The following is a 19,337-nucleotide window of genomic DNA, read 5'->3' on the forward strand; positions in this document are numbered from 1 at the left end:
AGGTCAGGTGCGCGGTTCCGACATCAATCCCTTGACCAGGGAAATACAGCCCAGCAGCAGGACAATGGCAAACGGTAAGCCGGTGGAAACCGCCATGGCTTGCAACGCGATCAAACCGCCACCCAACAACAGCGCAATAGCGATCACACCTTCGATGATGGCCCAGAACACCCGCTGTGGAACGGGCGCATCGACCTTGCCGCCAGCGGTGATGGTGTCGATGACCAGCGAACCGGAATCCGAAGAGGTGATGAAAAACACGATCACCAGCACGATACCGAGCAGTGACGTGATCTCCTTGAGCGGAAGCCCTTCGAGCATGGCAAACAGCTTGAGCTCCAACACCGCATCCTTGACCCCACTCAGCCCCTGGAGGGTGGCCTGGTCGATGGCTGTCCCGCCAAAGGTGGTCATCCACAATACCGACACCAGCGAAGGTACCAGCAGCACCGAGATCAGGAACTCGCGAACAGTACGGCCGCGACTGACGCGGGCAATGAACATCCCCACAAACGGCGACCAGCTGATCCACCAGGCCCAGTAGAACGCCGTCCAGCCTTGGGTGAATTCAGTGTCTGTGCGACCGAAGGGGTTGGACAACGCCGGCAGGTACTCGGCGTAGGTCACCAGGTTCTTGAAGAAGCCGGTAAGGATCGCCAGGGTTGGCCCCACCACGATAATGAACACAAGCAACAACAGGGCCAGGCCCATGTTGATTTCGGAGAGCAGCTTGACGCCCTTCTCCAACCCGGCGAGCACCGACCACAGGGCAATCAGGGTGATGCCGATGATCAGCACGACTTTGCTCACGCTGGTCGATTGAATGCCAAACAGGTGTTCAATCCCCGCAGCGGCCTGCTCGGCACCGATGCCCAGCGAAGTCGCCAGCCCGAACAGGGTGGCGAATACCGCCAGGATGTCGATGATATGGCCGGGCCATCCCCAGACGCGCTCACCCAGCAGCGGGTAGAAGATCGAGCGTATCGACAGCGGCAAGCCTTTGTTGAAGGAGAACAGGGCCAGGGACAACGCGACAATGGCGTAGATGGCCCAAGGGTGCAGACCCCAGTGGAAAATGGTCGCGGCCATGGCCAGGTCGGCGGAGGCTTTCATATCGCCCGCCGCACCGCCCAGAGGCGCCCAGTCGGTACGCGCCCCGCTGGCGTCGAGTGTGACACCGCCCATGGCGGCAGCGTAATGGGACATGGGTTCTGCCACGCCGTAGAACATCAGGCCGATGCCCATCCCAGCGGCGAACAACATGGAGAACCAGCCCACATAGGTGTGGTCCGGCGTGGCATCCTGACCGCCCAATCGAACCTTGCCCAAGGGCGAGACGATCAGCGCCAGACACAGCACTACGAAGATGTTGGCCACGCTCATGAAGAACCAGGCCAGATGCTTGGTCAACCAACTGCGCATGGCGCTGAAAAGCGGTTCGACTTCATTCTGCAGTGCAAGTGTCACGATGACGAACAGCAGAATGGTCGCCGCGGAGATGATGAAAACTTTGCCGTGGATATCCAGAGAGAAAGAGAACTGACCTCGGATATTGTCTTGCCCGATCACGTAGTCGGTGTCGATGAGATTGGCTTTGCCGCTGGGGGCTGGTATCCCCTCTGTGCCGGTTGACTGGGGTTGTCCTGATAGATCGTCTACAGGGTTTTTTCCCACGAGAACCTCCTTTTGTTATCCGCGCGCTTGGGCGCGCATGGTCTGATAAGCCCCGCTGTTCCTATGGTAAAAACGAGATGTGTGCGCATGTATCTTAACAAGCTTATGAGCCAGTCTGGGACATTGCGGCCGTTCAAGCGTTCCCCGGCTGGGAAAATGGCCCGTGCGCGAGCCCTCAGGGGACCGGCATCACGGCTGGGAAAAGCCTGAATCGCAAAGAAAAAAAAGGCGCCGGAATTGCCCCGGCGCCCTTTGATCAGCCTGTGTGTCGCTCAGCTCACTGCGCGGCGCGTACCTTGGCAATTTCGTCGTACATCATCTTCACCAGATTGGCATCCAGGGACTTGGCGAACTTGTCGATCACCGGTTGCACACGCTCGCGAAAGCGATCTTTCTCGGCCGGGGTGATCTCGTTCACGGTCATCGCACCGGCCAGTGTTGCTTTGGCCTTGTCCATGCTCGCAGCGGTGACTTCCCGCTGGTACTTCTGCGCCTCGGCGGCGGCCTGGCGGATCAGGTTTTTTTCATCCTCATTCAGACGGCTCCAGGTTTTCTGACTGATGATCAGCGACTGGGGATTGAAGATGTGGCCGGTCACCGACAGGTACTTCTGCACCTCGAAGAACTTGTTGCCCTCAATCACCGTGAAGGGGTTCTCCTGGCCGTCGATGGTGTGCTGCTCAAGGCCAGTGTAGACCTCGGGAAACGCCATCGGCACCGGGTTAGCGCCCAGGGCGGTAAAGGTTTCCAGGTAGATCGGTGACTGGATCACGCGAATCTTCAAGCCCTGCATGTCTTCAAGCTTGGCCACGGGATGCTTGCTGTTGGTCAGGTTGCGGAAACCCAGGTCCCAGTAGCCCAGGCCAACCAGCCCTTTGCTGTCCAATTGCGCCGCCAGTTTCTGGCCGACCGGCCCGTCGATCACCGCGTGGGCTTCTTCGGCGTTGTTGAACAGGAAGGGGAAATCGAGCATCGCGAAATCCGCTGCCTGGGCGGCCAGGATGCCGGAGTTGAGCACGGTGATGTCCAGCGTACCGCCCTGCAGGGCCGAGACCGTCTGCACGTCACCACCCAGGGTTCCGCCGGGGAACAGACGGACCTTGAGCTTGCCGCCGCTCTTCTCGCTCAGCAGGTCGGCGAACTTCTGTGCGCCTTGCCCTTGAGGGTGCTCCTTGACGTTCTGGAACGCAAATCGCAGGGTACGCTCGCGGATCTCGTCCGCGTGGCTGACCACGCTGCCCAGCAGCAGTCCCGTTGCACATGCCCCGGCCAACAAGGTTTTCATCAGTTGTCCCATGTCACTCTCCGATCATTATTGTTTTAGAAGTCGAGCTACTACCGCTTGCACCGGCGTCAACCGGTGAAGAATTTCAAAGGTCCCAGAACCAGTTGCGGAAACAGGACCAGAAGGAACAGCACCGCCAGTTGCGCGAGCAGGAACGGCCACACGCCACGAACGATCTCTTCGATATTGAGTTTCGAAACCCCGCTCACCACATTGAGCACGGTACCCACCGGTGGCGTAATCAGGCCGATGGCAGTGTTGATGAGAAACAGCACGCCGAAATAAACCGGATCGATACCCGCCTGGGTCACCGCTGGCATCAGCACCGGGGTGAGGATGAGGATGGTGGGCGTCATGTCCATGACCGTACCGACCATGATGATCAACAGCATGATCACCACCAGGAGCAAGGTCGGGCTGTCCATGAACGGTTCGAGCACTGCCGCCAACTGGCCTGGCAAGTCGGCAATGGTCACCAGCCACGAGGACACCATGGCCGCCGCCACAAGGAGCATCACCACCGAGGTGGTCTTGGCCGAGGACAGGATCACTTCGTACAGCTGGCTGACTTTCATTTCCCGGTAGATGACCAGGGACACAAACAGCGAATAGACCGCTGCCACCACCGCCGCTTCCGTCGGGGTGAAAATACCGAACTTGAGACCCAGGATGATGATCAGCGGCAGGCCCATGGCCCAACTGCCCTCGACCAGGGCCCGCATCACTTCGGCCCGCGAGCGCTTGGGTGGTGTCTGCACATGCTCGCTGCGGGAGATGAACCACCAGGCGATGGCCAGGGCGACACCGAGCATCAGACCCGGCACGATCCCGGCCAAAAACAGCTTGGAAATCGATACCCCGGACGCCACGCCAAACACAATGAAGCCAATGCTCGGCGGAATGACCGGGGCAATGATGCCTCCGGCGGCAATCAAGCCGGCCGAACGCGCCCGGTTGTGCCCCGCCAGCACCATCATCGGCACCAGCAAGGCCGCCAGCGCCGCCGCGTCGGCCACCGCCGACCCCGAAAGCGATGCCAACAGGCAGGACGCGATGATCGCCACGTAACCCAGGCCGCCACGCTTGTGTCCCACCAGCGCCATGGCGATGTTGACGATGCGTTTGGACAGGCCGCCGGAGTTCATCACTTCGCCGGCCAGCATGAAGAACGGCACAGCCATCAACGGAAAACTGTCGGCACCGTTAAGCAGGTTCTGGGCGATGATTTGTGCGTCAAACAGATCCAGATAAAACATCAACGCCACACTGACCACCAGCAAGGCAAAGGCAATGGGAATGCCCAGCGCCATGCTGCCTATCAATGACCCGAGGAAAATAACCAGTGTCATGGGCGGGTACTCTTGATGGGGTTATGGGCGATCACTTCGGCGGCGTCGTTGTCCTTGACCATGACCATTTCGTCATCCCTGAGCTTGCCGAACAGCGCCAGGTAGAGCTCATAGACCAGGATGGCGGCGGCGCTGGCGCCGAACACCAGGCCGGCAGCGTAGAACACTGCCATCGACATACCCGAGGCTGGCGCGACCACATCCAGGTTGATGACCGCCTGCTGCCAACTGCCGCTGAAGATCAGCCAGCAGATGTACAACATCATCAGGTGCCCGATGACCAGGCAGAGGCGCTTGCCGGCCGGAGGCAGGCGTTTGACCAGACTGTCGAGCCCCAGATGGGCACGGTCCTTGAGCGCCACCAAGGCGCCGAGAAAAATCATCCAGACGAAGAACCAGCGCGACAGTTCCTCCGAGACGCTGATGCCTGAGTTGAAGGCATAACGCAGCACCACATTGCCGAACACCAGCACGATCATTGCGACCATGCACAGCACAATCAGCAGTTTGAGCAGTTTGAAATACAGATCGACGACCTTTGTCATCTTGAAGACCTCCCGGACTTGTCGAGCGCCGGCATCCAGCAACCGGCGCGATAGGACCGCAACGATGGGCGGGAGCTATCGGGTCAGGACACAGCAGCTGAGCGTTGTTCCGGGACCGGAGCAACGAAGCGAGGGATAGGGGCTGAGCGCTTGCAGACGGGTACGCATGGGGGTTCCTCAATTTTTTATTATGGTCTTGGTCAAGCTGAGCAAGAGGTGTTGCGCCTAAAATGTACCAACCGGTTAGTTCGGTCAATCACCTTGGCGGGAGGCCCACACAAAGCGTGCGATTATCGGATAAGCGTGTGGGCCGGCTTATCCGGTATTTTTGGTGTTCCACACCGTGCCCAATGCGTTTTTTATTTATCAACAGACAACTTTATTTATGAACTAGCGCCACACAAAACTGTTCAACTCCGCTGATCTGAAAATCCAATAATAAAATTGAACCTTATTTAACTTCTGCACTTCACCGACACCCCGCCAACGCGATAATACTTCCAACCTCGACAACAAACAGGCGTCATTTCAATGACAAACATCCAGGCACCTTTATATAAAGCGGCGCCAGAAATAAGACCTCGATGGACTTGGCGTGATCAAGACGCCCTTTCCAGCACTCAATAAATTACAAAAAAACCTTATTATTCAAAATCTTAAACGATTTTTATTTCAGAATAAGAGCGCAACTTTCCAACCTCCCCTCAACCCTTCTTAATCAAAACAACAAAATACCTTTCAAATAAAACTTTGCGCCCGTGTTCTTTGGTGTTATTACTTCGCCGCTCCAAACTGCAATAGGCCATTACGCAACTTTCCGCGTGCGTAACGCGCCTGCCTGATATTGGACCCCACTTAATTCAACTTGCTTGTTTACTCAAACGCATGATCGCGCTTGGGCGAACGGCTGTGCAGCGCAGCAAACTGCGCGAGGAAGGGCGTCATCGCTACTCATCAGTCACGGATCAGGATTCTTTCGATCTTCGGTACCCGTCCGGAAGCCATCAAGATGGCACCTTTGGTCAAGGCCCTCGCCGCCGAACCGGGCATTGAGTCGCTGATCTGTGTCACCGGCCAGCATCAGAGCATGCTTGAGCAGGTGCTGGACCTGTTCGATCTCAAGGCCCATTTCACCCTCAACGTGATGACGCCGCACCAGACGCTCAACTCGCTGACGGCTGCGTTGTACGGCGCGATCGACCCGGTGCTGGAACAGACCCGGCCGGATCGGGTGCTGGTCCACGGCGACACCACCTCGGCCATGGTGGCTTCGATGGCCTCCTTTCATCGACGCATTCCCGTGGGTCATGTGGAAGCTGGGCTGCGCACCGGCGATATCTACAGCCCATGGCCGGAAGAAATGAACCGTCGTTGCATCGACCTCAGCGCCGACCTGCTGTTTGCCCCCACCGCACAATCTCGCGATAACCTGCTGGACGAACGTCTGCAGGGCCGCTGCCTGGTGACCGGCAATACCGTCATCGATGCGTTGCAGATGACCGCCCGGCGCATCGAGCAGGATGCACAACTGCGACAAACACTGGACCAACAGTTCCCGTTCCTGCAAACCGGACGCAAGCTGCTGCTGGTCACCGGCCACCGCCGGGAGAACTTTGGCGAAGGCTTCCTGGACATCTGCAAGGCCTTGCGTCACTTGGCCCAGCGTCCCGACATCCAGATCGTCTACCCGGTGCACCTCAATCCCAGCGTACTGGGCCCGGTGACGGAACAACTGGGTGACCTGCTCAACGTGCACCTGATCAAGCCCCTGGATTACCTGGCGTTCGTGCGCCTGATGCAACACGCCCACGTCATCCTCACGGACTCCGGTGGTGTGCAGGAAGAAGCGCCGTCCCTGGGCAAACCGGTGCTGGTGATGCGCGACGTCACCGAACGCCCCGAAGCCGTAGCTGCGGGCACGGTGCGTCTGGTCGGCACCTCCCCGGCCTCGATCATTGCCGGCGTGGACGCACTGTTCGACGACAAGGCCTTGTGGCGCCGCGCGTCTCAGGCAGCCAACCCCTATGGTGATGGCAAGGCCAGCCAGCGCATCGTCGATACCCTGATGGGGCGCCCGATGGACGAATTTCTCGTGGGCCAGTCGCAATTGCCCCAAGACTGGGCTCACCCACCGATGTACGCGCCACGCCAGTTGCTCGCCTCCTAATCGCTGCTCCCCCTTATCAGAATCGAGATTTACCTGAATGAAGCCTTCCGTTGCCATCTCTACGGGTGCGCTCAGCGCCCTTGCCTGTGGCCTGAGCCTGCTTGCGCTCATGCCAACCTTTGCCTTGGCTGCCGATAGCCCGCTTACCCAGGCAATCCATCGGCTCAACGCCGATACCCGCCAGGAGCGCGAAGTCCGCTTGAGCGACCTGGGCATCAGTGCGCCGATCCTGCTGGGCGCCAGCGATTCCCGACGGGAACTGTATCTACCCGTGCCGGCCGGGGTTGCCCTCAATGAGGCGACCCTGCAACTGGACGCCAGCTATCTCAATGGCGAAGGGGGCCGCAACACCCTGCTGCTGTCGCTCGATGGCTATCCGGTGCGCGCCGAAGGACTCAGCGAACCTCAGGGCAGTGCCAGCGCCACACTGGGCGTCGACAAGGCTGCGCGCGACAACGGCCTGGTGCGGCTGGGCATTGCCTGGTCTTCGGTGGTCTCCCGGCCGTTGTGCGAAGACGACCGAGTCATCGGCAACGTGCTGCGCATCCAGCCCGACACACGCCTGAACTACAGCTACGACGCCAGCCAACTGCAGGATGTCGGTGCCGCCTGGACGGCATTGCCTGCTCAACCCGGGATCCTGGTTGCACCCGGTTCGTTGTCCGCCGACAGCTATGACGCGGCCTGGCGATTGGGCGTGGCCCTGGAGCGAATGGGCAAGCACAGCCGCATCCTGCCGTTCCCTGCCGTACAAGACAGTGTGGATTTGAGCGCTCTGCGCATCCCGGCCGAACTGTTGAGCCTCCCGGCCTTCGCCAGCCTCAACGCGAAGGGTCAGCACAGCCTGGCCAACCCGGCTGAGATCGGCGCGCTGCTGATGCTGGGGCAAACCCCGAATGTACAGGCCGATCTGGCCATCAACGACCCGCAATTGCTCCAGGCCATCAATCAGTCCCTGGATGCGTTGCAGAGTCAGGTCCAAAGCGTCGACCCAACGGCGGCCAGTGCATTGACCCAATGGCGCGCACAACACGTCAACGCAGCCACGGCAGGCGCCGGTCCAGACGATGTGCGCCTGGCGCTGCTGGGTACTCGCCCGGTCCTGATGATCGCCCCGCACGCCACCGGCAAAGCCCTGTCGCTGCTTGGTTCAGCGTGGAACAAACTGGCGCGCAGCCGTCAGTTGACCATCAGCCAAGCGCAAACGCCTTTGAGCAACGATGGCCGCGTGGCCCTGTCGCGACTGGGCGGCGCACCTGGCACCTATGACGTGGCCTCCCGATTCGACTGGAGCACTTCGTTCCCCTTGGGCAGCGTGGCGTATGACGGTCGCTTGCCGGTGACAGCCGTGGTGGACCTGTCCGCAGCACCGGGGGCTTCACACACCCCGCCCGTGGCCTCGCTGTTTTTTAACGATTTCCTGATCGGGGCCCAGCAGTTGACCACCGATGGTCAGTCACAACGCATCCAGGCCCATATCCCCAGCTATGCCCTGGGTTCAAAAAACGTATTGCGCGTCTCGTTCCAGCGCCAGCCTGTCAGCGATCGCTGCCTGGAAACACCCCAGGCCTTCCCGGTAGCGGTGCTGCCGAGCAGCCATATCGTGCTGGACAAAATTGCCTTGGGCGACGGTTTCTCCGGCATGGCCGCGCGCTTCGCCGTGGCGACCCAGATCCTCGTTCCCCAGGCATACCTCGACCGACCGGCCGCCAGTCTGGCCCGGGTGATCTCGGTGGCCGATGCCGCCGGTGTTTCACCGTTGCGCGCGCAGTTGAACGTCAGCTCCGATCCCAAAGCCGTGGTCAGCCCGGACAAAGCCTTCCTGGCGTTCGAGTTGCCGCTTGAGGACAGCAAGGAATCGGTCCTGGTCGATGAACAGGGACGTCTGCGCATCAACCATGAAGATCACTTGCTGCTGGATGTGCAGCCCCTCAACCAACTGGCTTCGCTACAAGTGGTGCAAGCCTCGGGACAGCATGGCCTGGTGTATCGGACCCTGGGCAGCCAAGCGCCCGACTTCGCCCAGCCGATTGTACTGACCCGTGGCGATGTGGCGATTCTCGGCGACAGCGGCGCGGTGACGATCATCGACAGCAAGGACCCCAGCGGCAGTCGGTTGCTCGGCCGTGAAGAACCCAAAGGGCTGGATGCCTGGCGTAAACCCTCGCTGCTCTGGCTGATCCCTGGCGCCATTGTGTTGTTCCTTCTCCTGTTGCTGGCTGGCCGTAGCGCCCGTCGCAATCGCCAGTAACGGTACCCTTCGATGACGTCGCTTTATTGGCCCTATTGGCTGGCCCACTACTACAACTACCTGGAAGCGGCGACCATCGTCGTCGCGGTGGTGATCCTGATCTCCAGCCTGGACGACCTGATCATTGACCTGTGGTACTGGTCTCGCCGCCTGTACCGCAAGCTCACCGCGGACCGCAAATACCGGTCGCTGACCGTCGACCAACTGCTGGCCCGGGACGAACAGCCCCTGGCGATCATGGTGCCGGCCTGGCTGGAATATGACGTCATCGCACCGATGATCGAGAACATGGTCTCGACGCTCGATTACCAGAACTACGTGGTCTTCGTCGGCACCTATGTCAACGACCAGCGCACCATCGACGAAGTCGAGCGGATGCGCCGGCGCTACAAGCAACTGCACCGCGTGGAAGTGCCCCATGCCGGACCGACCTGCAAGGCCGACTGTCTGAACTGGGTGATCCAGGCGATCTTCCTGCACGAGAAAACCCATGGCATGACCTTCGCCGGGGTGGTGTTGCACGACAGCGAAGACGTGCTGCATCCATTGGAATTGCGGCTGTTCAACTACCTGCTGCCGCGCAAGGACATGATCCAGTTGCCCGTGGTGTCGCTGGAGCGCAACTGGTACGAATGGGTGGCGGGCGTCTACATGGACGAGTTCGCCGAATGGCACGGCAAGGACCTGGTGGTGCGTGAAAGCATGACCGACACCGTGCCCTCGGCCGGCGTCGGCACCTGTTTCTCCCATCGCGCGTTGCGGGTACTGGCCGGCGAAACCGAAAACCAGCCGTTCAACACCGACAGCCTCACCGAGGACTACGACGTCGGCGCGCGACTGGCCAAGGTCGGCATGAACGCCATCTTCGTGCGTTTCCCGGTGCAGTTTCGGGTGCTGCGCAAATCCTGGTTCCGCAAGCCCTACGAATCGACCCTGACAATGCCACTGTGCGTGCGCGAGTTCTTCCCGGACACCTTCCGCACGGCGTTCCGACAAAAGGCCCGCTGGACTCTGGGCATCGGCCTGCAAGGCTGGGAACAGATGGGCTGGAGCGGCTCGTTGGCCAACCGCTACCTGCTGTTTCGCGACCGCAAGGGCGTGGTGACGGCGTTCGTCAGTATCATCGCCTACGTGATTCTGGTGCAGCTGCTGGGCTTGATCATTCTGCGCAACAGCGGCTGGTGGGACGTCACCTTCCCGACGCCCTTTGAAACCAACGACCTGATCAAATACCTGCTGGTGGCCAACGGCATTGCCCTGCTCTGGCGGATCCTGCACCGTTGTTATTTCACCACCGTGCTGTACGGCTGGCAGCATGGCTTGCTGTCGATCCCGCGCATGCTGGTGGGTAACTTCGTCAACTTCATGGCCGCGTCCAGAGCCTGGCGGATGTTCCTGGTGGGCAAGGTGATGAATCGCAAACTGGTCTGGGACAAGACCATGCACGACTTCCCTTCCACCGACCTGGTGGCCATCGCGCCCCGCCGCCTGGGCAGCGTGTTGCTGTCCTGGCAGGCCATTACCGACACCCACCTGCAGAGTGCCCTGGACCAGCAACAATCACGCAACATGCCCCTGGGGCGCATTTTGCTCAACAACGGCTGGCTGGACGACGAGACCCTGGCCGAAGCCATCGCGTTCCAGAATGACCTGCCCCGGGTCTTCGACGTGGCGCAAAAAGCCGCCGCCTCCACCTCGTCACTGACCGGCGAGTTTGCCCTGCGCTGGCGGGTCATTCCCCTGGGCCGCAACGCTGACGGCTGCGAACAGATCGCTGTTGCCAACCCCCTGTCCGACGAAGGCCTGCAACAGATCGCCGCCGAACTGGGCAGCGAGCCGGTGCAACTGATTGCCAGGGAAAGTGAAATTCTCGCGCTGTTGCGCCAATTGCCGGAACGCAACGGCCACGCCGTACCGAATGCCAGTGCACCGCTGCTGGGTGACTTGCTGATCGAAATGGGCCTGCTCGATCGCGATCAGTTCAGCCGCGCCATGTTGCAGTATCGACCGCAGCACCACGGTCGGATCGGCGATTACCTGGTCGACAGCGGCGTGCTGCCCCGGGCCACTATCGAACAGGTGGCGGCGCGTCAGCACAGCGTCTACCCCATGGAGCTTCCGGCATGAACCGCGCCCTTCTGACCCTCTTGGCCACGGGGCTGAGCCTGATACCGGCCGTGGCTGCTGCCGAAACCTTGCCATTGCCGTTGTCCGGCCCGGCCTACACCGCCGCCAACCAAGCCTACAGCGCCTACGAGCGCAAGGACTACGACCTGGCCATCGCCAAGGCGCGCGAGGCCCTGCGCCTGCGCGCCGACGTGACGCGTCTGCACACCCTGATCGCCATGGCCGAACGTGACAAGAAACGGCGCGACCAGCCCCGGAGCGCCGCATCGTCCGCCGTGGCCGCGGCACCGGGCTTCATGGCCGCCACCCAAGGGTACAGGGCCTATGATCGCGAACGGTTCGGTCTGGCTGCGCAATCGGCTCGCGAGGCGATTGCCCAGGCTCCCCGTCGCCGGGAGTACCGGCTATTGCTGATCGACGCCTTGCAGCGCCAGCATCTTCTGGTCGAAGCCGACCAGGCTGTGGGCGAAGCGCTCAGGGTCTTCGCCAACGATGACGCGCTCCTGATGCGTCGAACGGCGATTCGTCGCCAACTGGCGGCGCCGCTGGCGGTCCAGGGCTACCGTGCCTTGCAGCAAGGCGATGCGGTGCTGGCCGTGGACAAGGCTCGCCAAGCCATGGCTTGGGCTCCGGAAATCGCCGCCAACCAGCAATTGCTCAACAGCGCGCTGCTGACGGCCGAGGATCGCGACGCACCGATTCTCGAGTGCCAGGAAAGTACCTTCGGCCTGACGTGCGCCACCCGACCGGAGAACACCGAAGGACAGGCACCGGTCAGTGATTTGCAGCTGGCCTATGATTCAGTCCGGGCCGGTGACGACGAGGCGGCCCACGCCGCGTTCCGCAGGGCCGATGCCAGCACCCGGCTCGCCCCGGCAGCGGCTCAGGATGCAGCTTACAACGCCATGCGCGTTCATGAAGACGACGAAGCGGTGGCGTATTTCAAGCGCGTCATCGATGCCCAGGCAACCGCTGAGTCGCCCATGTCTGCACAACAGCTGTTCGATACCCGTCGTGCCGTGGGCGACATTTCACGCACCATGGGCTTGACCAGCACCACCAGCTATCGCGGCAACAGTTCCAGTGGCCTGAGCGCTGCTCCGGGCACCAGCAACAGCGGCAGCCAAAGCAATGATCAACTGCAGAACAGCACTGAGCTGTCCTGGCGGCCGCTGGGGTATCGCAATGCGCGTTTCGTCGAACTCTACGGGCGCGTCACCGACACCCTGTGGAGCAAGAACAGCGACTCGGACACCGGTGCGGATGCCTTGCAAGGGGCGCTGGGGGTACGGATCAAACCCTTCAGCTCCATCAACATCATGGCCGCCTTTGAACGCACCTTTCCCCTGGGCTCCTCGAACGTCGAGGGCGACTGGCTGGCGCGCCTGGGCTACGGTTCGAGTATCGGCACCGACCTGCGGGTCGATGCGCCCAGTTGGTGGACCTCGCAGCTGTACGCCGAAGTCGGTCGATACATCAACGACTCGCGCAATTATTTCAACAGCGAATGGCAAGTGGGACGCAGCTACGCCATCGGCGGTACCGGCTCGCGCTGGGTGACCTTCCCCCATGTCGTGGCGGCGGTGGACTACGATTCCAAGATGAAAAGCGGCGCCGACGGTGACTTCTCGTCCGGCAACGCCGGCGGGATCGGCGTGGGCAACAACGTACGCTACTGGTTCCGCGAAGACGCCTACAACGCCCCGCGCTCCTATGTGGATTTTTCCCTGCAGTACAGGGCCAGGGTATTTGGCGAGGAACGCGCCAAAGGCGTGTTCGCTCGCTTGACCTACTCCTATTGAGGCCGTTGATGTGATGTGCAATTGCAAGAAGACGCTCGCTTGAAAATCTTCGGCCATATCATCAGTCGCACGGCTGTGGCGGCGCTCTCGCTGGCCACGGCCCTCGGCGCAGGCACAGGGACGTATTACATGATGAACCAGGAGGTTGCACCGAACATCGTTGGCATCGTCTGGCAGCCAGACAACCAGACCGTGGGCATCAAAGGCAACTGGGAAAAGCTGGGGGTGCGCGAGCTGCTGGTGCAATGGACGGTGGTGGATGACCAGGCCTTCGTGCCCGGCACCGGCCTGCCCAGCGTGCCGCTGCTGCCTGACTGGGCGCGCATCGCCAAGGCGCCCTGGGCCCAGGATGTCATCCTCGGGCTGGCCGGCCATTTCAGTGAAAACCGCTCCAGGGACAACATCGAGCAACTGGCCACGGTGTCGGAGCGCATTGCGCAACTGCCGACGCCACTGCACGTGACTGGGTGGTACTTTCCGGCCGAGGTCGATCCCAGCTGGTCTCGCGCCAAGGAACTGCCCGCCTTGCTGGCCAAGCTGCCGCGCCCGTTGTGGATCAGCGTCTACGACGGCGCCAACATCGGCCCCGCCGCCACTGCCGACTGGCTCAAGCAATGGTTGCCGGACGATATTGGCGTGTTCTTCCAGGATGGCGTCGGCGTCTACGCCCGCACCGCCCCGGTGGCCCGGGACTACGCCGACACCCTGCGTGACCGGCTCGGGAAGGATCGCGTGCGGATCATCGTCGAAGCCTTCCGCCCCAAGTTCGGCGGCGGCTTTCGCTCGGCCACGGTTGCCGAACTCACACCCCAACTGGCCGCCTATGCCGGCTATCCGCTGTACCTGTTCGACGGCCCCCATTATCTGACGCCTGAGTTGGTGGAGCAGCTGGAGCAATCCTTGGCCAAGCCGTGATCATGGCTCGAGGCCTTCGTCCTGGCCTGGCCCCATAGATTTGTATCGCTGTGTATATGAACGGCGAGTTGATACGAAATCGCTGACTTCGAGCCTTGCCGACACACAACGTCGATACACCTTCGCGTTTAACTGTGATCACCGGACAGCAGCACACCCGTTGCCACCGGCCCACTCAATCAAGCGCAAGGAGAATCACCATGTTCACTTTCTCGAAAGTTTCGTCCCTGGCAATCGCTCTGACACTGATGGGCGGGCTCGGCCTGTCGAACATCGCTTCGGCCACGGCCATGAGTGCAGCGGCGAAGGGTCAGGCTGCACAGTTGGTGGTTGAAGGCGGCTCCGATCGTCTGAGCCAGAACCGCGTAGCCGAGGGTGGCTCCGATCGCCTGCTTCAAAACCGCGTGGCTGAAGGTGGCTCCGATCGTCTGCTTCAAAACCGCGTGGCTGAAGGTGGCGCTGATCGTCTTCAGGAACTGCGCGAACGCAACGCTTAAGAGTTGCCGATAGCCGTGCCGAGTTTGGATCGAAGTCTCAGCGCAATGGATTATTCGGGGTGAGGGAGCTTGCCCTCTCACCCCGAATGTTTGCCTGGCTCACGGCTTGATGTTCTTCAGCTCGTTGAGCAGCGCCAACAGTTGCTGCATCTTTTCTTCACCAAACTGGTCTTCGATGCGGCGATAGTTGCTTTCCATCCCCTCACTCATCGACACGAAGCACTGCTGCCCACGCTCGGTCAGCCCTACGAAAACCCGACGCTGATCCTGGCTCGACTTCTGCCGACGCACCAGCCCATCACGCTCCAGACGGCTGAGCACACCGGTCATGCTGGGTTTGAGGATGCAGGCCTGATGAGCGAGCTGGTGGCTCTCCAGCTCTCCTTGCTGATGCAGGATACGGATCACCCGCCATTGTTGTTCCGTAAGGTCATGCTGGTTCAGCGCCGGGCGGAAAAAAGCCATGGCCGCTTCGCGCGCTTGCAACAGGGTCAGTGTCAATGAAGGTCTGGGGTTGGCCATGTTCGGACTGTTTGGATGGACGAGCTGGCAGCTTAGTGTTGCGGACAAGCGGCTGCAAGAAACAACGCCGCGCACTGGACGGCTGCATGACGCCGGTGGCGAGTGCTCCACCAGCAACAACGCTCAACGCAACCCCGATTGCCGCTGGCGATACTCCCCTGGTGTGAGCCGGGCGTAGCGCTGGAAGAAACGACTGAAATACGCCGGGTCCTTGAACCCGAGCTGGTAGCAGATTTCATTGGCTGAACTGCCGGTAAACAACAGCAACCGCTTGGCCTCCTGCATCAGCCGTTCCATGATCAGCTGCTTGGAAGGCAGGTCGGCGATCCGTCGGCACACATCGTTGAGCCGCGCCTCGGTGACGCCGATGCCCTCGGCGTAGCGCGACAACGGCCAATGTTGCAGATAGTGAGCTTCGATCAGCTCATTGAAGCGGTGGAAAATCTTCAGGTCCTCATGGCGGGCCGGTCGTGCCTGCAGAGAATTGGAACACAGACGCAGCAGACTGATCATGATCAGCCGCGTCAAACCGTCCAGCGCCGCGCTGCGCCCCGGCCGCTCGGCACAGACCTCCTCGCTCAGCTCCTCGAACAGGTACTCCAGTCGCCGCACCTCCCCCGCCTGTTCCGGCCCCAACTGCGCCAACGCAACGCAGGCCGCAGGCATTTGCACACCCGCCGGCGCCAGGCTCGGATCGGCGTCGATCAACTGCCACACCAATTGCTGACGAACGGTCAACACATGCCCGTCACTGTCGGCTTCGGTCACAAAAGAATGGGGAATGGTGGGTGGCGTAAGGAAAAACATAGGCCCGGATTCGACGTATTGCTGGTCGTCCAGATACACCCGTACGGCGCCGCTTTTCACGTAGTGAACCTGAAAGAAACGGTCATGCCGATGCACCGGCATATTGCGACCGAAGAAACCCGCCAGGTTGGCAAGCCGATCGTAGTGAACCTCGGCATCGCTGTAACGCTGGTCGTACACCTGGCCAATGTTGATGTTGGGGATTGGCTGACGGTCAGTCATCACGCATTTCTCGTTTTTTATTCTGATTCAGGCAGCGGCTTGGATTCATCCTGCGCCGATTTCCCGAGGGCAACCAGTGTCCGGTGATTCTGCCACGCTTGACGATAGTTAACATCTTAATTATAACTGTTAACACATTAACAATATCTGCAGAGCCCTCATCTCTGCCGCTGCCAGGAGACAAGCATGAGCCGTGCCCTGCATGACGTCGCGACCGGCACCCTGTTTGGGGTTGCACTGAACTATCAGGGGCTGCTGAAACAGCGCCTCGCCGAGTTCGAGCAACCGCCTTACCAGAAGCCGCCGGTCAAACCGGTGTTGTTCATCAAGACACCCAACACCCGCAACCGGCACGACGCCGACGTGGTTCATCCAGGTCACGGCCAGCGGCTGCAACCGGGGCCTGCGCTTGGCGTGGTGATGGGCAAGTCGGCCAGCCGTGTCAGCGCCGCCGAAGCACTGGACTATGTGGCCGGCTATACCGTGGTCAATGAATTCAGCCTGCCGGAAGACAGCTATTACCGCCCCGCCGTCAAGGCCAAGTGCCGGGACGGCTTCTGTGCCATCGGGCCTGAACTGGTGCCCACGGCCAACGTTGCCGACCCCCATAGCCTGACAATCAGGCTGTACGTCAACGGCGAGGTGCGCCAGCACAACAACACGGCCAATTTCGTTCGCAACATTCCCCAATTGATCGCCGAGATCAGCGAGTTCATGACGTTGCATGCCGGCGACGTTCTGATCACTGGCACGCCCGAGGGCCGGGTTGATGTCGTGCCTGGCGATCGCGTCGAAGTGGAGATCAGCGGCCTGGGCCGCCTCGTCAATAGCGTTGTGGCCGAGCACACAGGAGCACGTTCATGAAACACGCGCGCATTGGTTTTGAAGGCCAGGTCCACACGGTCACCGTTGAAGCTCACAACGCCGTTCGCCTGGCCGACGGTAGGCTGCTGGCCGAGGATCAGGTCCAGTGGTTGCCGCCGGCCACCGGCAGCATGTTCGCCCTGGGCCTGAACTACGCCGATCACGCCGCCGAACTGGCGTTCAAGCCGCCAACCGAACCGTTGGCGTTCATCAAATCCCCGGGCACCTACACCGGCCACAACCAGATGACCTGGCGCCCCGACAACGTCGCCTACATGCACTACGAGTGCGAGCTGGTGGCGGTCATCGGCAAAGCCGCGCGCAACGTCAAGCGCGAGGACGCGCTGGGTTACCTGGCCGGTTACACCGTGTGCAACGACTATGCGATCCGCGACTACCTGGAAAACTACTACCGCCCCAGCCTGCGGGTGAAAAACCGTGATGCCACCACACCTGTCGGCCCGTGGATGGTCGATGTGGCCGATGTACCGGACCCCGGCAACCTGAAGTTGCGCACCTGGATCAACGGCGAACTGCGCCAGGAAGGCTCGACCCGCGACATGATTTTCGACATCCCCTACCTGATCGAATACCTGTCCAGCTTCATGACCCTGCAACCCGGCGACATGATCGCCACCGGCACGCCCGAAGGCCTGGCGGACGTGGTGCCCGGTGATGAAGTAGTCGTGGAAGTGGAAGGCGTCGGCCGCCTGGTCAATCGAATTGTCAGCGAAGCCGAGTTCTTCGCATCCCGTAAAGAGGCGTGAGCAGCATGATCAAGCACTGGATCAACGGCCGTGAGGTCGAAAGCAAAGATGTGTTCGTCAACTACAACCCGGCCACCGGTGATGCCATTGGCGAAGTTGCCAGCGGCGGCGCCGAAGAAGTTGCCCAGGCCGTGGCCGCGGCCAAGGACGCTTTCCCGAAGTGGGCCAACACGCCGGCCAAGGAGCGCGCCCGACTGATGCGCAAGCTCGGTGAACTGATCGAGCAGAACGTGCCGAAACTGGCCGAACTGGAAACCCTCGACACTGGCTTGCCGATTCATCAGACCAAGAACGTGCTGATCCCGCGCGCCTCCCACAACTTCGACTTTTTCGCCGAAGTCTGCACGCGGATGGACGGCCACACCTATCCGGTCGACGACCAGATGCTTAACTACACCTTGTACCAACCAGTCGGAGTCTGTGCATTGGTCTCGCCCTGGAACGTGCCGTTCATGACTGCAACGTGGAAGACCGCGCCGTGCCTGTCGCTGGGCAACACCGCCGTGCTGAAAATGTCCGAGCTGTCGCCGCTGACCGCGAACGAGCTGGGGCGCCTGGCGGTGGAAGCCGGCATTCCCAACGGTGTGTTGAACGTGATCCAGGGTTATGGCGCCACGGCCGGCGACGCGTTGGTGCGTCATCCGGATGTGCGGGCGATTTCCTTCACAGGCGGCACCGCCACCGGCAAGAAGATCATGCAGACCGCCGGGCTGAAAAAGTATTCGATGGAACTGGGCGGCAAGTCGCCGGTACTGATTTTCGAAGACGCCGACCTTGAACGGGCCCTCGACGCAGCGCTGTTCACCATCTTCTCGCTCAATGGCGAACGTTGCACCGCCGGCAGCCGGATCTTCATCCAGGAAAGCGTCTACCCCCAGTTCGTGGCCGAGTTCGCCGCCCGGGCCAAACGCCTGATTGTCGGTGATCCGCAAGACCCGAAAACCCAGGTCGGCTCGATGATCACCCAGGCCCACTACGACAAGGTCACCGGCTACATCAAGATCGGCCTCGAAGAAGGCGCCACGCTCCTGGCCGGTGGCCTGGAGCGCCCGGCCAACCTACCGGCGCACTTGAGTCGCGGCCAGTTCATCCAGCCGACAGTGTTCGCCAACGTGGACAACAACATGCGCATCGCCCAGGAAGAAATCTTCGGCCCGGTGGTGTGCCTGATCCCGTTCAAGGACGAAGCACAAGCCTTGCAACTGGCCAACGAGACTGACTATGGGCTGGCCTCGTACATCTGGACCCAGGACATCGGCAAGGCCCATCGCCTGGCCCATGGCATCGAGGCCGGCATGGTGTTCATCAACAGCCAGAACGTGCGCGACCTGCGCCAGCCTTTCGGCGGCGTGAAGGGTTCCGGAACCGGCCGCGAAGGTGGACAGTACAGCTTTGAAGTCTTCGCCGAGATCAAGAACGTCTGCATCTCCATGGGCGGGCATCACATTCCGCGCTGGGGGGCATGATCACAGACAAATCGGGTGATTAACCTTGTGGCGAGGGGATTTATCCCCGCTGGGCTGCACAGCAGCCCTACACCCGA

The 19,337-nt window shown here is 61.0% G+C and carries 15 protein-coding genes; 9 read left to right on the forward strand and 6 right to left on the reverse strand.

The features are described 5' to 3' along the window. Window positions 1-3: 3 nt before the first annotated feature. The 4 genes from BW979_RS18940 to BW979_RS18955 form a co-directional block, all read right to left on the reverse strand. Window positions 4-1,674, reverse strand: coding sequence for a BCCT family transporter (locus BW979_RS18940; protein ID WP_076385107.1), 1,671 nt, complete (start codon window positions 1,672-1,674; stop codon window positions 4-6). Between the two features lie 277 nt (window positions 1,675-1,951). Beyond that, a complete protein-coding gene (locus tag BW979_RS18945; RefSeq protein WP_047229889.1) occupies window positions 1,952-2,971 on the reverse strand; it encodes a TRAP transporter substrate-binding protein in 1,020 nt (339 codons plus the stop codon). Window positions 2,972-3,027: 56 nt separating this feature from the next. After that, window positions 3,028-4,308 (reverse strand): TRAP transporter large permease subunit, encoded by a 1,281-nt coding sequence (locus BW979_RS18950; RefSeq protein ID WP_047229890.1) that lies wholly within the window; start codon window positions 4,306-4,308, stop codon window positions 3,028-3,030. Next, window positions 4,305-4,853: a TRAP transporter small permease gene (locus BW979_RS18955; RefSeq protein WP_076385109.1), complete on the reverse strand. Its 549-nt coding sequence runs from the start codon at window positions 4,851-4,853 to the stop codon at window positions 4,305-4,307. The genes BW979_RS18950 and BW979_RS18955 overlap by 4 nt, the downstream gene beginning before the upstream one ends. Before the next feature lie 1,009 nt (window positions 4,854-5,862). On the opposite strand from BW979_RS18955, the gene wecB reads away from it, so the two are divergent. The 6 genes from wecB to BW979_RS18985 all read left to right on the forward strand — a co-directional run bounded on the left by wecB (window position 5,863) and on the right by BW979_RS18985 (window position 14,612). Beyond that, window positions 5,863-7,020: a non-hydrolyzing UDP-N-acetylglucosamine 2-epimerase gene (gene wecB, locus BW979_RS18960; protein WP_231990590.1), complete on the forward strand. Its 1,158-nt coding sequence runs from the start codon at window positions 5,863-5,865 to the stop codon at window positions 7,018-7,020. A gap of 37 nt (window positions 7,021-7,057) precedes the next feature. After that, the gene (locus BW979_RS18965; RefSeq protein ID WP_076385111.1) at window positions 7,058-9,271 is read left to right on the forward strand and encodes a hypothetical protein; all 2,214 of its coding nucleotides are present in this window, start codon (window positions 7,058-7,060) and stop codon (window positions 9,269-9,271) included. A 12-nt stretch (window positions 9,272-9,283) separates the two neighbouring features. Beyond that, complete coding sequence (locus BW979_RS18970) at window positions 9,284-11,398, forward strand: glycosyl transferase family protein (RefSeq protein ID WP_076385113.1); 2,115 nt, start codon at window positions 9,284-9,286, stop codon at window positions 11,396-11,398. Further along, window positions 11,395-13,200, forward strand: coding sequence for a bacteriophage N4 adsorption protein A (locus BW979_RS18975; RefSeq protein WP_076385115.1), 1,806 nt, complete (start codon window positions 11,395-11,397; stop codon window positions 13,198-13,200). Before BW979_RS18970 ends, BW979_RS18975 begins: the two co-directional genes overlap by 4 nt. A 39-nt stretch (window positions 13,201-13,239) precedes the next feature. Continuing rightward, window positions 13,240-14,115: a hypothetical protein gene (locus BW979_RS18980; RefSeq protein WP_076386684.1), complete on the forward strand. Its 876-nt coding sequence runs from the start codon at window positions 13,240-13,242 to the stop codon at window positions 14,113-14,115. Between the two features lie 200 nt (window positions 14,116-14,315). Beyond that, on the forward strand, window positions 14,316-14,612 hold the full coding sequence (locus BW979_RS18985) for a hypothetical protein (RefSeq protein ID WP_047229897.1): 297 nt from the start codon (window positions 14,316-14,318) through the stop codon (window positions 14,610-14,612). Between the two features lie 99 nt (window positions 14,613-14,711). On the opposite strand, the gene hpaR is transcribed toward BW979_RS18985, so the two are convergent. Together hpaR and hpaA are read right to left on the reverse strand one after the other, a co-directional pair. Continuing rightward, on the reverse strand, window positions 14,712-15,134 hold the full coding sequence (gene hpaR, locus BW979_RS18990) for a homoprotocatechuate degradation operon regulator HpaR (RefSeq protein ID WP_047229898.1): 423 nt from the start codon (window positions 15,132-15,134) through the stop codon (window positions 14,712-14,714). A gap of 123 nt (window positions 15,135-15,257) precedes the next feature. Beyond that, window positions 15,258-16,163, reverse strand: coding sequence for a 4-hydroxyphenylacetate catabolism regulatory protein HpaA (gene hpaA, locus BW979_RS18995; RefSeq protein ID WP_076385117.1), 906 nt, complete (start codon window positions 16,161-16,163; stop codon window positions 15,258-15,260). Window positions 16,164-16,349: 186 nt separating this feature from the next. On the opposite strand from hpaA, the gene BW979_RS19000 reads away from it, so the two are divergent. From BW979_RS19000 to hpaE, 3 genes are read left to right on the forward strand one after another with little or no spacing between them, the layout of a single operon-like run. Beyond that, a complete protein-coding gene (locus BW979_RS19000) occupies window positions 16,350-17,027 on the forward strand; it encodes a fumarylacetoacetate hydrolase family protein (RefSeq protein WP_047229900.1) in 678 nt (225 codons plus the stop codon). Next, entirely contained in the window at window positions 17,024-17,794 is a 771-nt protein-coding gene (locus tag BW979_RS19005; RefSeq protein WP_076385119.1) for a fumarylacetoacetate hydrolase family protein, read from the forward strand. The genes BW979_RS19000 and BW979_RS19005 overlap by 4 nt, the downstream gene beginning before the upstream one ends. Window positions 17,795-17,799: 5 nt before the next feature. Further along, entirely contained in the window at window positions 17,800-19,260 is a 1,461-nt protein-coding gene (hpaE, locus tag BW979_RS19010; RefSeq protein WP_076385121.1) for a 5-carboxymethyl-2-hydroxymuconate semialdehyde dehydrogenase, read from the forward strand. The last annotated feature ends 77 nt before the right edge of the window (window positions 19,261-19,337 follow it).

This window comes from Pseudomonas sp. A214 (genome assembly GCF_900156295.1).
Classification (GTDB): Bacteria; Pseudomonadota; Gammaproteobacteria; order Pseudomonadales; family Pseudomonadaceae; genus Aquipseudomonas; species Aquipseudomonas rhizophila.

What these genes read in the sequence shown, in the direction of transcription:
- wecB (WP_231990590.1), top strand. Translation starts at nt 5,863, where the DNA reads ATGGCACCTTTGGTCAAGGCCCTCGCCGCCGAACCGGGCATTGAGTCG.
- BW979_RS19005 (WP_076385119.1), top strand. Translation starts at nt 17,024, where the DNA reads ATGAAACACGCGCGCATTGGTTTTGAAGGCCAGGTCCACACGGTCACC.
- BW979_RS18945 (WP_047229889.1), bottom strand. Translation starts at nt 2,971, where the DNA reads ATGGGACAACTGATGAAAACCTTGTTGGCCGGGGCATGTGCAACGGGA.
- BW979_RS18985 (WP_047229897.1), top strand. Translation starts at nt 14,316, where the DNA reads ATGTTCACTTTCTCGAAAGTTTCGTCCCTGGCAATCGCTCTGACACTG.
- hpaR (WP_047229898.1), bottom strand. Translation starts at nt 15,134, where the DNA reads ATGGCCAACCCCAGACCTTCATTGACACTGACCCTGTTGCAAGCGCGC.
- BW979_RS18975 (WP_076385115.1), top strand. Translation starts at nt 11,395, where the DNA reads ATGAACCGCGCCCTTCTGACCCTCTTGGCCACGGGGCTGAGCCTGATA.
- BW979_RS18955 (WP_076385109.1), bottom strand. Translation starts at nt 4,853, where the DNA reads ATGACAAAGGTCGTCGATCTGTATTTCAAACTGCTCAAACTGCTGATT.
- BW979_RS19000 (WP_047229900.1), top strand. Translation starts at nt 16,350, where the DNA reads ATGAGCCGTGCCCTGCATGACGTCGCGACCGGCACCCTGTTTGGGGTT.
- hpaA (WP_076385117.1), bottom strand. Translation starts at nt 16,163, where the DNA reads ATGACTGACCGTCAGCCAATCCCCAACATCAACATTGGCCAGGTGTAC.
- BW979_RS18970 (WP_076385113.1), top strand. Translation starts at nt 9,284, where the DNA reads ATGACGTCGCTTTATTGGCCCTATTGGCTGGCCCACTACTACAACTAC.
- BW979_RS18965 (WP_076385111.1), top strand. Translation starts at nt 7,058, where the DNA reads ATGAAGCCTTCCGTTGCCATCTCTACGGGTGCGCTCAGCGCCCTTGCC.
- hpaE (WP_076385121.1), top strand. Translation starts at nt 17,800, where the DNA reads ATGATCAAGCACTGGATCAACGGCCGTGAGGTCGAAAGCAAAGATGTG.
- BW979_RS18950 (WP_047229890.1), bottom strand. Translation starts at nt 4,308, where the DNA reads ATGACACTGGTTATTTTCCTCGGGTCATTGATAGGCAGCATGGCGCTG.